General features: G+C 72.0%; 12 protein-coding genes and 1 other RNA gene. 4 read left to right on the top strand and 9 right to left on the bottom strand.

What is annotated here, in order from left to right:
- Positions 1-3 precede the first annotated feature (3 nt).
- Entirely contained in the window at positions 4-2,064 is a 2,061-nt protein-coding gene (locus ACTJK8_RS12155; protein WP_012321453.1) for a carbon starvation CstA family protein, read from the bottom strand.
- A gap of 286 nt (positions 2,065-2,350) precedes the next feature.
- On the opposite strand from ACTJK8_RS12155, the gene ACTJK8_RS12150 reads away from it, so the two are divergent.
- Positions 2,351-3,220 (top strand): NAD(P)-dependent oxidoreductase, encoded by an 870-nt coding sequence (locus tag ACTJK8_RS12150; protein ID WP_024828742.1) that lies wholly within the window; start codon positions 2,351-2,353, stop codon positions 3,218-3,220.
- A 133-nt stretch (positions 3,221-3,353) separates the two neighbouring features.
- Here ACTJK8_RS12150 and miaA read toward each other — a convergent pair whose 3' ends face one another.
- Positions 3,354-4,280, bottom strand: coding sequence for a tRNA (adenosine(37)-N6)-dimethylallyltransferase MiaA (gene miaA, locus ACTJK8_RS12145; protein WP_024828743.1), 927 nt, complete (start codon positions 4,278-4,280; stop codon positions 3,354-3,356).
- 14 nt (positions 4,281-4,294) lie between these two features.
- Between miaA and serB the strand changes: the two genes are divergently transcribed.
- The gene (gene serB / locus ACTJK8_RS12140) at positions 4,295-5,188 is read left to right on the top strand and encodes a phosphoserine phosphatase SerB (RefSeq protein ID WP_024828744.1); all 894 of its coding nucleotides are present in this window, start codon (positions 4,295-4,297) and stop codon (positions 5,186-5,188) included.
- Between the two features lie 3 nt (positions 5,189-5,191).
- Here the strand turns inward: serB and ACTJK8_RS12135 are convergent, their stop codons facing one another.
- The 7 genes from ACTJK8_RS12135 to ACTJK8_RS12105 form a co-directional block, all read right to left on the bottom strand.
- Positions 5,192-5,698, bottom strand: a complete 507-nt coding sequence (locus ACTJK8_RS12135) for a coiled-coil domain-containing protein (RefSeq protein ID WP_440761972.1) — start codon at positions 5,696-5,698, stop codon at positions 5,192-5,194.
- A 142-nt stretch (positions 5,699-5,840) separates the two neighbouring features.
- A complete protein-coding gene (locus ACTJK8_RS12130) occupies positions 5,841-7,391 on the bottom strand; it encodes a DegQ family serine endoprotease (protein WP_012321448.1) in 1,551 nt (516 codons plus the stop codon).
- 113 nt (positions 7,392-7,504) lie between these two features.
- Complete coding sequence (hflC, locus tag ACTJK8_RS12125; protein ID WP_012321447.1) at positions 7,505-8,482, bottom strand: protease modulator HflC; 978 nt, start codon at positions 8,480-8,482, stop codon at positions 7,505-7,507.
- Positions 8,479-9,663, bottom strand: coding sequence for an FtsH protease activity modulator HflK (gene hflK / locus ACTJK8_RS12120; protein WP_059408908.1), 1,185 nt, complete (start codon positions 9,661-9,663; stop codon positions 8,479-8,481). The genes hflC and hflK overlap by 4 nt, the downstream gene beginning before the upstream one ends.
- A gap of 282 nt (positions 9,664-9,945) precedes the next feature.
- Positions 9,946-10,446, bottom strand: coding sequence for a dihydrofolate reductase (locus ACTJK8_RS12115; RefSeq protein WP_012321445.1), 501 nt, complete (start codon positions 10,444-10,446; stop codon positions 9,946-9,948).
- Entirely contained in the window at positions 10,443-11,237 is a 795-nt protein-coding gene (locus tag ACTJK8_RS12110; protein ID WP_043074623.1) for a thymidylate synthase, read from the bottom strand. The genes ACTJK8_RS12115 and ACTJK8_RS12110 overlap by 4 nt, the downstream gene beginning before the upstream one ends.
- 119 nt (positions 11,238-11,356) lie before the next feature.
- Positions 11,357-12,214 (bottom strand): lysostaphin resistance A-like protein, encoded by an 858-nt coding sequence (locus ACTJK8_RS12105; protein ID WP_440761971.1) that lies wholly within the window; start codon positions 12,212-12,214, stop codon positions 11,357-11,359.
- On the opposite strand from ACTJK8_RS12105, the gene ssrA reads away from it, so the two are divergent.
- Positions 12,206-12,587: a transfer-messenger RNA gene (ssrA, locus tag ACTJK8_RS12100) on the top strand. The genes ACTJK8_RS12105 and ssrA overlap by 9 nt on opposite strands.
- 65 nt (positions 12,588-12,652) lie before the next feature.
- Positions 12,653-13,279, top strand: coding sequence for an SspB family protein (locus tag ACTJK8_RS12095; protein ID WP_012321442.1), 627 nt, complete (start codon positions 12,653-12,655; stop codon positions 13,277-13,279).
- The last annotated feature ends 51 nt before the right edge of the window (positions 13,280-13,330 follow it).

The raw sequence follows: 13,330 nt of genomic DNA, 5'->3' as shown, positions 1-13,330 counted from the left end.
CTCCTACTCCGCCGCGACCATGTGCGGCTCGGTCTCCAGCGCGGTCCAGCGATCCGCGCGCCACGCCTTCAGGCAGGCGGCGATGCCGAAGCCCGCGATGGCGACGACGAGGCCGATGAACAGGGCCGCCAGCACCGCGTCGATGCGGTCGTTGAGGATGATCTGGCTCATCTGGTCGGCGTTCTTGGCCGGGGCCAGGACCTTGCCCTCCGCGGCGGCGGCCGCGTAGCGCTGGGCGTGGGCCAGGAAGCCGATCTTCGGGTCGGCCGAGAAGATCTTCTGCCAGCCGGCCGTGAGGGTGCAGATGCACAGCCACGCGGTCGGGATGATGGTCACGAACGCGTAGCGCTCGCGCTTCATCTTGAAGATCACCACCGTGCAGAGGGTCAGCGCCACCGCGGCCAGCATCTGGTTCGAGATGCCGAAGAGCGGCCACAGGGTGTTGATGCCGCCGAGCGGGTCGGTCACGCCCTGGTAGAGGAAGTAGCCCCAGGCGCCGACCGAGATGGCGGTCGCCGCGATGCTCGGCCCCCACGACGTGGTGTTCTTGAACGACGGGATCGCGAGCGCGACGAGATCCTGCACCATGAACCGGCAGGCGCGGGTGCCCGCGTCCACGGCCGTGAGGATGAACAGGGCCTCGAACAGGATCGCGAAGTGGTACCAGAAGGCCATCATCGCCTTGCCGCCGATGGCCGACGAGATGATGTGGGCCATGCCGACCGCGAGGGTCGGCGCGCCGCCGGCCCGCGAGATGATCGTGTGCTCGCCGACGTCGGCGGCGGTCTGGGTGATCACCTCCGGCGTCGTGGCGAAGCCGAGCTTGGTCACGGCGGCGGCCGCGGTCTCGGGCGTCGTGCCGATCAGGGCCGCGGGCGAGTTCATGGTGAAGTAGACGCCCGGGTCGATCACGCAGGCCGAGACCAGCGCCATGATCGCCACGAACGATTCCATCAGCATGCCGCCGTAGCCGATGAAGCGGGCATCGGCCTCGCTGGCGATCAGCTTCGGGGTGGTGCCCGACGAGATCAGGGCGTGGAAGCCCGAGACCGCGCCGCACGCGATGGTGATGAACAGGAACGGGAACAGGCTGCCCGCCCAGACCGGGCCGGTGCCGTCCACGAACTTGGTGACCGCCGGCATCTGCATGTGCGGCGCCACGAAGGCGATGCCGAGCGCGAGGCCCACGATGGTGCCGATCTTGAGGAAGGTCGACAGGTAGTCGCGCGGGGCCAGCAGCAGCCAGACCGGCAGGATCGACGCCACGAAGCCGTAGCCGATCAGCATCCAGCAGAGCTGCGGCCCCGTGAAGGTGAAGGCCGGGCCCCAGACCGGGCTCGACGCCACGGAGCCGCCGGCGACGATCGCCAGCATCAGCAGGACGAAGCCGAGGATCGAGACCTCGCCGATCTTGCCCGGCCGGATGTAGCGGGAATAGACGCCCATCAGCATGGCGATCGGGATCGTCGACATCACCGTGAAGGTGCCCCAGGGGCTCTCGGCGAGCGCCTTGACGACGATCAGCGCCAGCACGGCGAGCAGGATCACCATGATCAGGAAGGTGCCGAACAGGGCGATGATGCCCGGCACGGTGCCGAGCTCGGCCCGGATCAGCTCGCCGAGCGAGCGGCCGTCCCGGCGCATCGACACGAACAGGACCATGAAGTCCTGCACGGCGCCGGCGAGGACCACGCCGGCCAGGATCCACAGCATGCCGGGCAGGTAGCCCATCTGGGCGGCGAGCACCGGGCCGACCAGCGGGCCCGCGCCCGCGATCGCCGCGAAGTGGTGGCCGAACAGCACGCCGCGGTTGGTGGGCACGTAGTCGAGCCCGTCGTTGTGGCGCACCGCGGGGGTCGCGCGCTTCGGGTCGAGCCGCATCACCTTGTCGGCGATGAACTGGGAATAGTAGCGGTAGGCGATGAGGTAGACGCAGACCGCCGCGACCACGATCCAGAGGGCGTTGATCGTCTCGCCGCGCTCGCTCGCCACGATCGCCAGCGCCGCGGCGCCGAGCGCCCCCACGAGGGCCCAGGGCCCGTGCCTGCCGATCGCCGAACCCATGTCCCACTCCCTGACCGACCGCCTCGCGCGCGGGGCCACGCGGGGGGCTCCGGCTGGGACTTCGTGGTCCCGGGCTACACGGGCGGGTTATCCTATTGGTCCGCCGTTGACGCAAGCGATCCGAGCTGTGATGCAGCGTCGGCGGCGGCACGACGCCCAATCTGTCACATCGGGTCCCCGGCACGGCCCCGCCCCCTTCACGGCCCGGCCGCCGCGCTCCGGGGCCGCCCGCCGTCGGAGAAGGAAGGGCGCCGGCGCGGTCCGGGCCCGCGAGGAGCGCACGACAATGGCGAAGGTCGCATTCCTGGGTCTCGGCGTGATGGGCGGCCCGATGGCCGGACACCTCGCCAAGAAGGGTGGCCACGACGTCACCGTCTACAACCGCACCACCCCGAAGGCCGAGGCCTGGGTGAAGACCTACGGCGGCGCCTTCGCGCCCACGCCCCGGCAGGCCGCCGAGGGCGCCGAGATCGTGTTCGCCTGCGTGGGCAACGACGACGATCTGCGCAGCGTCGTGCTGGGCGACGACGGGGCGCTCGCCGGCATGAAGCCCGGCGCGGTGTTCGTCGACCACACCACCGCCTCGGCCGAGGTCGCCCGGGAGCTCGCCGCGGCGGCCGAGGCCAAGGGGCTCGGCTTCATCGACGCCCCGGTCTCCGGCGGTCAGGCGGGCGCCGAGAACGGCGTGCTCACCGTGATGTGCGGCGGCGACGCGGCGACCTACGCCAAGGTCGAGGGCGCGATCGGGTCCTTCGCGCGGGCCTGCCGGCTGATGGGCCCGGCCGGGGCCGGCCAGCTCACCAAGATGGTCAACCAGATCTGCATCGCCGGCCTCGTCCAGGGCCTGTCGGAGGGCGTCCACTTCGCCAAGCGGGCCGGCCTCGACGTCGAGGCGGTGCTCGACGTGATCTCCAAGGGGGCCGCCGGCTCCTGGCAGATGGAGAACCGCGGCAAGACGATGAACCAGGGCAAGTTCGACTTCGGCTTCGCGGTCGACTGGATGCGCAAGGACCTGGGCATCCTGCTGGACGAGGCCCGCCGCAACGGCGCCAAGCTGCCGGTCTCGGCCCTCGTCGACCAGTTCTACGCCGAGGTGCAGGCGATGGGCGGCAACCGCTGGGACACGTCGAGCCTCGTGGCGCGGCTGGAGCGCTGACACCTCCGGCCGTTCTCCTGGACCTCGAGGCCAGGGTGAGACGCGACGGGCTCCCGCCCCCGTGCGGGAGAGCGGCGCGGGCCGATCGCGGCGCCGGGCGAGCCTCCTTCGCCCGGCGGAGGGGACGATCGCGTCAGAGCAGGTCTTCGACCGTCGCCCCCTCCGGATCCACCCAGCGCCAGGCCTCCCCCATCTGGTGGCGGAACCACGTGAACTGGCGCTTGGCGTAGGCGCGCGTATCCGCCTGCCCGCGCGCGATCGCCTCGTCGAGGCTGAGCGCCCCGTCGAGATGGGCGATCAGGCCCGGCACGCCGTGGGCGCGCATCACCGGCAGCATCGGGTCGAGCCGTCGCGCACGCAGGCGGGCGACCTCGTCCAGGGCCCCCTCGGCGATCATGGTCCGGAAGCGGGCGTCGATCCGCTCCCGCAGCGCCGCGCGGTCGGGCGCCAGGAAGATTCTTCGGAGGTCCCGCCCGGCCAGCGGGCCGGGAACGGGATCGCCGTAGAAGCTGGCGATCGGTCGGCCCGTCGCGAGAAAGATCTCCAGGGCGCGCATCACCCGCATCCGGTCGCTCGGCCGCAGCCGGGCGGCCCCCTCGGGATCGTGCCGGGCGAGGTCGGCGTGCAGCGCCTCGGTCGGGCGGCCCTCGGCCGCGTCCCGCACCCGCGCGCGCACGGTGTCGGGCACCGGCGGCAGCTCCGAGAAGCCCTGCTCCAGCGCCCGGAAGTACAGGCCGGTGCCGCCGACGAAGACCGGCAGGCGCCCGCCGAGCGTCGCCAGCAGCGCCGCCGCGTCGCGGGAGAAGTGCCCCGCGGAGTAGTTCACCGCGCCGTCGACGTGGCCGTAGAGCCGGTGGGGCACCCGCGCCTCCTCGTCCGGGTCGGGCCGGGCGGTCAGGCGGCGCAGGTCCGCGTAGACCTGCATGGAATCGGTGTTGATCACCACGCCGCCGTGACGCTCCGCCAGCCGGGCGGCCAGCGCCGACTTGCCCGAGGCGGTGGGCCCTGCGATGAGGATCGCGGCCGGGCGCCGCCCGGCTTCCTCCCGGTCTGGCGGCAAGGCGAAACTCCACGATGCTGGTCGCGGTCCTGATAGCAAACCCGGATCGGCCGTCCATCACCGACGCGGTGCTGGCCGAGACGCGCGCCGTGCTGCGGACGGAGCACCAGCCGCGGATCCTGCACGGGGAGGTGGCGGCCGAGCTGCTGGTGCCGGGCGAGCCCGCGGCCGCGGCGTCCCTCACCGACAGGCTGCGGACGGCGCTCGCCGGCGAGCCGATCGACCTCGCGGTGCTGCCCGCCGACGCGCACCGGCGCAAGCGCCTGTTCCTGGCCGACATGGACTCCACCATGATCGAGCAGGAATGCATCGACGAGCTCGCCGGGACGCTCGGCCTCAAGGACCGCGTGGCGGCGATCACCGAGCGGGCGATGCGGGGCGAGATCGCCTTCGAGCCGGCCCTGCGCGAGCGCGTCGCGCTGCTGAAGGACATCCCGGTCGGCGCCGTCGACGGGCTGATCGCCGAGCACCTGACCCTGACCCCGGGCGGCCGCACGCTGGTGCGGACGATGCGGGCGCACGGCGCCCATACCTGCCTGGTCTCCGGGGGCTTCACGCTGTTCACCGGCCCGATCGCCGCGATGATCGGCTTCGACGAGCACCGGTCCAACGTGCTGGGCGTGGCGGACGGGCGGCTCACCGGCCGCGTCGAGGACCCGATCGTCGGGAAGGCCGAGAAGCGCGCGACGCTGCTCGCGCTGCGCGGGCAGCTGGGCCTCGGCGCCGCCGAGACCCTCGCGGTCGGCGACGGCGCCAACGACCTCGACATGCTGGGCGAGGCCGGCCTCGGGGTGGCGTTCCGGGCGAAGCCCGCGGTCGCGGCCGCGGCGCGGGTCCGGGTCGAGCACGGCGACCTCACCGCGCTCCTGTACCTGCAGGGCTACGCGGCGGCGGAGTTCGTGGGGTGAGGCTCAGTGCAGGGTGCGGGTCAGGGCGATGACCGCGCCGAGCACCGCCAGGGTCTGAAAGCCGAGCGCGCCGACGAGCCAGCGCACCGTCTCGACCTTCGCGGAGGCGATCGCGCCCTTCACGGCCTCGATGTCGGCCTTCGTTTCGAGGCGCAGACCGTCCAGCCCTGCTTTGATCTCCATACGTAGGCCTTCGAGGCCAGCCGTCGTGGAGAGGCGAAGATTGTCGCTGTCGGCCTCGGTCGTCACGCGAAGGCTTTCGATATCCCCCTGGGTGGCGAGCCGAAGCGCTTCGGTGTCGGCACGGCTCTGGATTTTCAGGGCCTCGATGTCACCACGGACTCTCTGAACATCGGCTCGCAGCTCGTAGATATCGGCCTTCGTCGCCAGATTCCCGTCGAAGACGTCCACCGGCCCGTCGGCCACGCCCTCCGCCTGCTCGGGCGACAGCTTCGCCTTCTCCCGCAGGGCGCGGGCGAACTTCAGGGTGTCGAACGCGACGGCCGTCATGGGTCCGAACTCGCCCGAGCCGCACCGACTCGCTGCCCCAGTGTGCCGTGCCGCGGCGCAGCGTCAATGTGGGGCCCCCTGAACGCGCGAGGGCCGCCGCTCCCCGCGGAGCGACGGCCCTCGGCAACGCGGATGAGGCGGCTCAGTCGAGGCCGACGGCCACGAAGCGCACGTCGCCGGTGGCGCCCGCCACCAGCAGCAGCACCGACTTGCGCCCGTCCTTCTTCAGGGCGTCGATCCGCTTGGTCACCTCCGCGGGGGTGCTCACCGCCTCCTGGCCGACCTCGACGATCACCTCGCCGGGCTGGATCCGCTTGTCGGCGGCGGTCGAGTTCGGGTCGACGCGGGTGACGACCACGCCCTTCACGGTGTCCTTGATGGAGTACTTCTTGCGCAGCTCGTCGGTCATGCCGGAGAGGTTGAGGCCGAGCGCCTGCCGGGTCGCGCTCTCGGGCTCCGGCTGGCGCAGGTTGGCGAGCTGCGGCTTGTCGCTGTCCTCCAGGCGGCCGAGGGTGACGGGCTTCGTCACCTCCTCGCCCTTGCGCATGACGACCACGTCGACCTTCTGGCCGACCGGGGTCGAGGCGACGATGCGCGGCAGGTCGCCCGAGGCCTTCACCGGCGCGCCGTTGAACTTCAGGATCACGTCGCCGACCTCGATCCCGGCGGTCTTGGCCGGTCCCTTCTCGTCGACGCCGGCCACCAGGGCGCCCCGCGCGCCGCCCTTGAGGTTGAGCGCCTCGGCGGTGGTGTCGTCGACGTTCTGGATGCGCACGCCGAGCCAGCCGCGGCGGACCTCGCCGAAGTCGCGCAGCTGGTCGATCACGGGCTTGGCCGTGCCCGAGGGAACCGCGAAGCCGATGCCCACGGAGCCGCCGGTCGGCGACAGGATCGCCGTGTTGATGCCGATCACCTCGCCGTCCATGTTGAACAGCGGGCCGCCGGAATTGCCCTTGTTGATGGCCGCGTCCGTCTGGATGTAGTTGTCGTAGGGGCCTGACTCGATGTTCCGGCCCCGCGCCGAGACGATGCCGGCCGACACCGAGCCGCCGAGCCCGAACGGGTTGCCGATGGCGATGACCCAGTCGCCCGGCCGCATCTTGTCGGAATCGCCGAACGGCACCGCCTTCAGCGTGCGGTCGGCCGGGGGCTTCACCCGCAGGACCGCGAGGTCGATCTTCGAATCCTTGCCGACGATCTCGGCCTTCAGCTTGGTGCCGTCGTGCAGGATGACCTGGATGTCGTTGGCGTCGCCGATGACGTGGTTGTTCGTCACCACGAGGCCGGCGGAATCGATGATGAAGCCGGAGCCCAGCGAGTTCGACTTGCGCTGCTGGCGCGGCCCGTCGCTGTCGCCGCCACCGCCGCCGCGGCCGCCGCGCCGGTTGAAGAACTCCTCGAACAGGTCCTCGAACGGGGTGCCCGGGGGCACCTGCGGCCCGGCGCGGCCGGCCCGGGCCTCGACCGTGGTGGACGCGGAGATGTTCACCACCGCGTCGGTGACCTGCTCGGCGAGGTCGGCGAGGGAGGCCGGCCCCTTGGCGAAGGCCGGGACCGGCAGGGCGGCCGCGGCCACGGAGACGCTGACGGAGGCGCCGATCAGGATCGAGGCCATCAGCGCGCGGGCGCGGGAGCGGGGCTGCGCCGGGGCGCGGCCGAACAGCGCCTCGGGGGCGCTCGCGACGGGGTGCATGGTCGACCTCTTCAAGAACGCGTTTCCGGTCCCGCGGGCCTCGACCGACGGTCGATCGCCCGCGGGTTGTCCTGCACGGTAATCCCCGGGCGCCGGGGCGCCAACGGGCTCCCTCAGCGCGCCGTCCCGGCCGTGGAGCCGGTCGTCGACCCGGTGGTGGCGCTCGGATCGGCCGGTCCGCGCGGTCCGCGGGCTGCCGGGGCGGGTGCCCGGCCCTGCGGATCGCTGAAGAAGCGGAAGAAGTCCGTGTTCGGGCTGATCACCAGGCGGGTGTCGGATCCCTTCAGCCCGCTCTCGTAGGCCTGCATCGAGCGGTAGAAGCTGAAGAAGTCCGCGTCCTTGCCGAACGCGTCGGCGAGGATGCGGTTCTTGTCCGCGTCACCCTGTCCGCGCAGCTGCTCGGACTTCTGCGTCGCCTCGGCGAGGATCACCGTGACCTCGCGGTCGGCCTTGGCGCGGATCGTGGCGGCGATCTGGTCGCCGTTGGCGCGGATGTCGGCGGCCTCGCGCTCGCGCTCGGTCTTCATCCGCCGGTAGACGGCGGCCGAGTTCTGCGCGGGCAGGTCGACGCGGGTCATGCGCAGGTCGACGATCTCGATGCCGAGCGCCTTGGCCTGCCGGTTCACGTCCTCCTGGATCTGGTGCATCAGCTGCCCGCGATCGGTCTTCACGATCGCGTCGCGGGTCGAGCGGGCGAGCACGTTGCGCAGGCCGGAATTGGTGAAGCTCGCGAGTCGCTGGTTGGCCAGCGCGATATTGCCCACCGCCTGGTAGAAGCGCAGCGGATCGACGATCCGGTAGCGGGCGAAGGCGTCCACCTCCAGGTTCTGGCGGTCGGCGGTGAGCACCGTCTGCACCGGCAGGTCGAGGTCGAGGACGCGCTTGTCGAAGATGACCACGTTCTCCATGAACGGGATCTTGAAGTAGAGGCCGGGCTTGTCCTCGCCGGTGGCGTTGAGGACGGCGCGGACGCGGCCGAACTGCAGGACGAGCGCCTGCTGCATCTGGCCGACGGTGAAGATCGAGGCGTAGAGGCCGATCGCGACGATCGCCGCGACCACGATCAGGCCGGTGCGGAGAGCCTGCTTCATCGGGCGGCTCCCGTCTGGGTCTGGGCGCGGGCGCCGAACTCGGAGAGCGGCAGCACCGGCAGCACGCCGGCCGCGGTCGCGCCGCCGGGCTGCGTCCCGTTCTGGTCGATGATCACCTTGTTCACGGAGCCCAGGACCTTCTCCATCGTCTCCAGGAAGATCCGCTCGCGGCTGATCGCCGGGGCGGCCTTGTAGGAGGCATAGACCTCGCTGAAGCGCGCGGCCTGACCGGTGGCGTCGGCGGTCGCCTTCGTCCGGTAGGCCTCGGCCTGCTGGACGATCTGGGACGCCTTACCGCGGGCCTGCGGCACTTCGCGGCTGGCGTAGGTCTTGGCCTCGTTCTGCGCCGTGTCGGCGTCCTGCTGGGCCGCGTTCACGTCGATGAAGGCGGGGCGCACCTCCGGCGGCGGGTTGACCGAGACGAGCTGCACCACCTCGATGCGCACGCCGGCGCCGTACTCGTCGAGCGCCTTCTGGACCATCTCCTTCACCTCCTGGGCGATGCTCGACTGCTCGTTGGTGAGGATCGCCTGGATGTTGCGGCGGCCGATCACCTCGCGCATCGCGCTCTCGGAGATCGCCTTGATGGTGCCCTCCGGGTTCTGGAGGTTGAACACGAAGTCGGAAGCCTTCAGCGGGTTGACGCGCCACTGCACCTCGAAGTCGAGATCGACGATGTTCTCGTCACCGGTGAGCATCAGGCTCTCGTCCGGCACGTCGCGGGTGCGGCCCTGGCCGTTCGGGCCGGCGCGGAAGCCGATCTGGATCGAGTTCTGGGAGCCGACATCCGGCTTCACCACGCCGCCGATCGGATAGGGGAAGTTGTAGCGCAGGCCCTCGCCCTTGGTGCCGACATAGCGGCCGAAGATCGTCTCGATGCCGACCTGGCGCGGGTAGACGGTGTAGAAGCCGGTGGCGAGCCAGATGGCGATGGCCAGGACGGCGATGACCGCCGCGCTGCGGCCGCCGCCGACGCCGGTCGAGCCGCCGCCGCCGTAGCCGCCGCCCGAGCCGCCGCCGCCCGGGATCAGGCCGCGCAGGCGGTCCTGCCCGCGCCGGAGCAGGTCCTCGAGGTTCGGCGGCGTCTTGCCGCCGCCACCGCCACCGCCCCAGGGACCGCCGCCGTTGCCGCCGGGCCGGCCCCACGGGCCCCCGCCGCCGCTCTGATTGCTCCAAGGCATCCTAGCCGTCGTCTCCTGCCTGTCCGCGCCCGGCCCATATCCCGGCCGGCGCCCCCTGCCTGAACGGCCACGCTCGCCCGCCTAGTCCCGACCCTCCGGACCGATCGCACCGCGACCGCGCCCGGTTGGAGGCCACGAGAGCCCGCACGCGCATCTTCCCGCAGGATGTGCAGGCCCGGCGTGAGCGCGCGCACCCGACAGGCACCTGCGGGCGCACGCCCCGTGCTGTCAAGGCTGGCAGGTGGGCATGCGCGGCGCGGAACGCAAATGCGGCGGCGCGCCTCAGCGTGCGCGCTCCCAGTCGACGAAGGCGAAGGCGTGCTCGTCCCGCGGGCCCGCGGGGTGCGCCTCGCGGAACGTCTCCCGGAAGCGGGCGCGGTCGAAGGCGGGGAATCGCACGTCGCCGGCGGGCTCGGCCTCGACCTCGGTGAGATGGAGCCGGTCGGCGTGCGGGAGCGCGAGCGCGTAGATCTCGGCACCGCCGACCACCATCAGCTCCGCCCCGGCCGCGGCCAGCGCGGAGTCCCAGTCGTGGACGGTCTCGACGCCCTCGGCGCGGAAGCCCGTATCCCGGGTGAGCACCAGGGTGCGGCGCCCCGGCAGGGGCCGGCCGATCGAATCCCAGGTGCGCCGGCCCATCAGCATCGGCTTGCCCATGGTCAGGGCCTTGAAGCGCTTGAGGTCGCTGGAGAGATGCCAGGCGAGCCCGTTGTCGCGGCCGATCACGCCGTTGCGGGCGACGGCGGCGACCAGGGAGACGAGCGGGGCGACGGTCGCGCTCATACCGCCACCGGGGCCGCGATGGCGGGGTGCGGGTCGTAGTTCTCGATGGCGATGTCCTCGAACCGGAAGGCGAAGAGGTCGCGGACCTCCGGGTTGAGCCGCAGCTGCGGCAGCGGGCGCGGGGACCGGCCCAGCAGGGTGCGGGTCTGCTCCAGGTGGTTCCGGTAGAGGTGGGCGTCGCCGAAGGTGTGGACGAAGGCGCCGACCCCGAGGCCGGTCACCTGGGCGATCATGTGGGTCAGGAGGGCGTAGCTCGCGATGTTGAAGGGCACGCCCAGGAAGGCGTCCGCCGAGCGCTGGTAGAGCTGGCAGGAGAGCCGCCCCTCGCTGACGTAGAACTGGAACAGGCAGTGGCAGGGGGCGAGCGCCATCCGGTCGAGGTCGGCCGGGTTCCAGGCCGAGACGATCAGGCGGCGGGAATCGGGGTTGCGCCGGATCTCGTCGAGCACCCAGGCGATCTGGTCGACCGTGCCGCCCCCGGGCCTCTCCCAGGAGCGCCACTGCCGGCCGTAGACCGGGCCGAGGTCGCCGTTCGCGTCGGCCCACTCGTCCCAGATCGTCACGCCGTTCGCCCGCAACGCCGCGACGTTGGTGTCGCCGGCCAGGAACCAGAGCAGCTCGTGGATGATCGAGCGCAGGTGCAGCCGCTTCGTGGTGACCAGCGGGAAGCCCGCCGACAGGTCGAAGCGCATCTGGTGGCCGAACACCGAGAGCGTGCCGGTCCCGGTGCGGTCGTCCTTGGCGACGCCCGCGTCGAGGATGCGCCGGAGCAGGTCGTGATATGCGTCCATCGCCCATTCCTGCGCGCCGGCGCGCCGGCGGGCAAGCGCGCCGCCGCGATATGTCCACCGCCGTCGCGCCGGGAGCCTGTCCGCGGGCGGCGTCCGGCCGGCGCCCCTCGGACACGCCCTCACGCCGGCCAGAGCAGGTAGGTCACCAGGGCGAGGTTCGACCATCCGTGCAGGGCGATGCCGGGCCAGAGCCGGCCGGTGCGCCAGCGCAGCCAGCCCAGCGCCAGGGCGAGCGGCAGCAGCGAGACCGGCCGGGCGAGCCCCCAGGACGAGATGTGGGCGGCGGCGAAGATGAGCGCCGTGACCAGGATCGCGCCTGCCGGCCCCACCGCGGCGCTGGCGCGGGCGAAGGCCTCGCCGCGCAGCAGCAGCTCCTCGGCCACGGGCGCCAGGATCGCGAGATAGGCCAGCCAGGCCGCGACGGCGGCCTGGCTCATGAACGGCGACAGCCGCACGTGCTGGCCGAAGCTCGCGCCGAACAGCTCCGCCGTGCCGGTGACCCAGGCGATGTGCAGCACCGGCCAGATCAGCAGGAGGCCCAGCAGGGCGACCGGCCGCATCCCGTTCGGCCGCTCGCGGTCGAGGGCGAGGCGACGCCGCCAGCCGGCCCGGTCACGCCACCACGCGCCGCCGAGCACCAGGGCGGCGAGGAAGACCTGGCGCAGGGCGTCGACCGCGAAGGCCCGGTGGGCGAGCTCCACCGCGCCCAGGAACGGGCGCCGCTCGGGGGGCAGGAACGGGTCGATCCCGCTCCACAGGTCGAAACCGACGCGCACCGTGGCCAGCGACAGCAGGCTCGCCGCGCCCAGATAGACGACCACGAGGGCGACCAGGGCGCCGAGCCGCCACGTCGCGGCCCAGACGCGCTCGAGGGGGCCCCGCGCATCGGGGGCGGCGGCGCGCGACTGCGCACTTCCGGCAACAGCCTCGCCCTGAGGCTCCAAATGAGACAGCGGCGCGACACGATCGGGCTTCAAAACCGGACCGATCCCCTCTATATCTTGGGAGCCGGTCGCGAGGCCGGCTATGGCGATAAACGTTCTTCGCAATAAACCTATCGGACCCGGGGGCGGTACCCGGCGCCTCCACCCGAGCCCAGGACATGCTGCCGCAAGGCGCGTGCTCGGAGCCTGGGCTTCGGCGGGGGCGAAATAGGATCGACGAGGGCGTAAAGGTTGGACTTTCGCTCGGCATGGTTCCGCCGTTATCGGGCCTTTGCAATAGTTGCCAACGACAACTTTGCTCCGGTGGCGGTGGCCGCGTAAGCGGTCCTCAAAACCGACCTCAAGTCCTAGCGGGTAGCACCGCATAGGCGGGGTTCGGAGGCACCTGGCAACAGAAGCCTCCACTTCAAGTCCTCGGTCCGGCCATCCGCGGCGGGGCGCCGGGCAGACCGGGCTAGAGCGCGACCGCAGATGGCAGACGACCTGATCCGCTACGATCTCCTGGTACAGGACGCCCTGCGCGGCGTGGTGCGCAAGGTGCTGACCGACGCGGCCCGCGAGGGGCTGATGGGCGAGCACCATTTCTACGTCTCGTTCCGGACGGAAGCGCCCGGCGTGCGGATGTCGCAGGCCCTGCGCGAGAAGTACCCGCAGGACATGACGATCGTCCTGCAGCACCAGTTCTGGGACCTCAACGTCACCGAGCACGCCTTCGAGGTCGGCCTGTCCTTCTCGGGCGTGCCGGAGCGCCTGCTGGTGCCGTTCGACGCCCTGTCGGGCTTCTTCGACCCCTCGGTCCAGTTCGGCCTGAAGTTCGACCTCAGCGAGGCCGGCGAGACCCCCGAGGAGGCGAACGCCGCCCCGGCCAAGCCCGGTCCCCGCGGCGCCGGCTCGGAACCCGGCGAGGTGCGGCCCAAGAGCGCCGGGCTCGCCACGATCGGCGCGAGCGCGCCGAAGGGGCTTCCCGCGCCCGCCGCCCAGGGCGAGAAGGCCGCCGGCAAGGCCGACGACAAGGCCCCCCGCCCCGCCGCCAAGAAGGAGGGCGAGGAGGGCAGCGCCGAGGTCGTGAGCCTGGACGCGTTCCGCAAGAAGAGCTGAGACCGCCCCTGGCCGACTCGACGGCCGGGGCGTTCGGGCGGTGGACGACAC

Source organism: Methylobacterium sp. 22177 (assembly GCF_052045615.1).
Lineage (GTDB): Bacteria > Pseudomonadota > Alphaproteobacteria > Rhizobiales > Beijerinckiaceae > Methylobacterium > Methylobacterium radiotolerans.
This window is presented reverse-complemented; position numbering and strand designations above follow the sequence as displayed.

Coding starts and splice junctions, on each gene's coding strand:
- ACTJK8_RS12155 (WP_012321453.1), bottom strand. CDS start 2,064: ATGGGTTCGGCGATCGGCAGGCACGGGCCCTGGGCCCTCGTGGGGGCG.
- ACTJK8_RS12150 (WP_024828742.1), top strand. CDS start 2,351: ATGGCGAAGGTCGCATTCCTGGGTCTCGGCGTGATGGGCGGCCCGATG.
- serB (WP_024828744.1), top strand. CDS start 4,295: ATGCTGGTCGCGGTCCTGATAGCAAACCCGGATCGGCCGTCCATCACC.
- ACTJK8_RS12135 (WP_440761972.1), bottom strand. CDS start 5,698: ATGACGGCCGTCGCGTTCGACACCCTGAAGTTCGCCCGCGCCCTGCGG.
- ACTJK8_RS12130 (WP_012321448.1), bottom strand. CDS start 7,391: ATGCACCCCGTCGCGAGCGCCCCCGAGGCGCTGTTCGGCCGCGCCCCG.
- hflC (WP_012321447.1), bottom strand. CDS start 8,482: ATGAAGCAGGCTCTCCGCACCGGCCTGATCGTGGTCGCGGCGATCGTC.
- hflK (WP_059408908.1), bottom strand. CDS start 9,663: ATGCCTTGGAGCAATCAGAGCGGCGGCGGGGGCCCGTGGGGCCGGCCC.
- ACTJK8_RS12115 (WP_012321445.1), bottom strand. CDS start 10,446: ATGAGCGCGACCGTCGCCCCGCTCGTCTCCCTGGTCGCCGCCGTCGCC.
- ACTJK8_RS12110 (WP_043074623.1), bottom strand. CDS start 11,237: ATGGACGCATATCACGACCTGCTCCGGCGCATCCTCGACGCGGGCGTC.
- ACTJK8_RS12095 (WP_012321442.1), top strand. CDS start 12,653: ATGGCAGACGACCTGATCCGCTACGATCTCCTGGTACAGGACGCCCTG.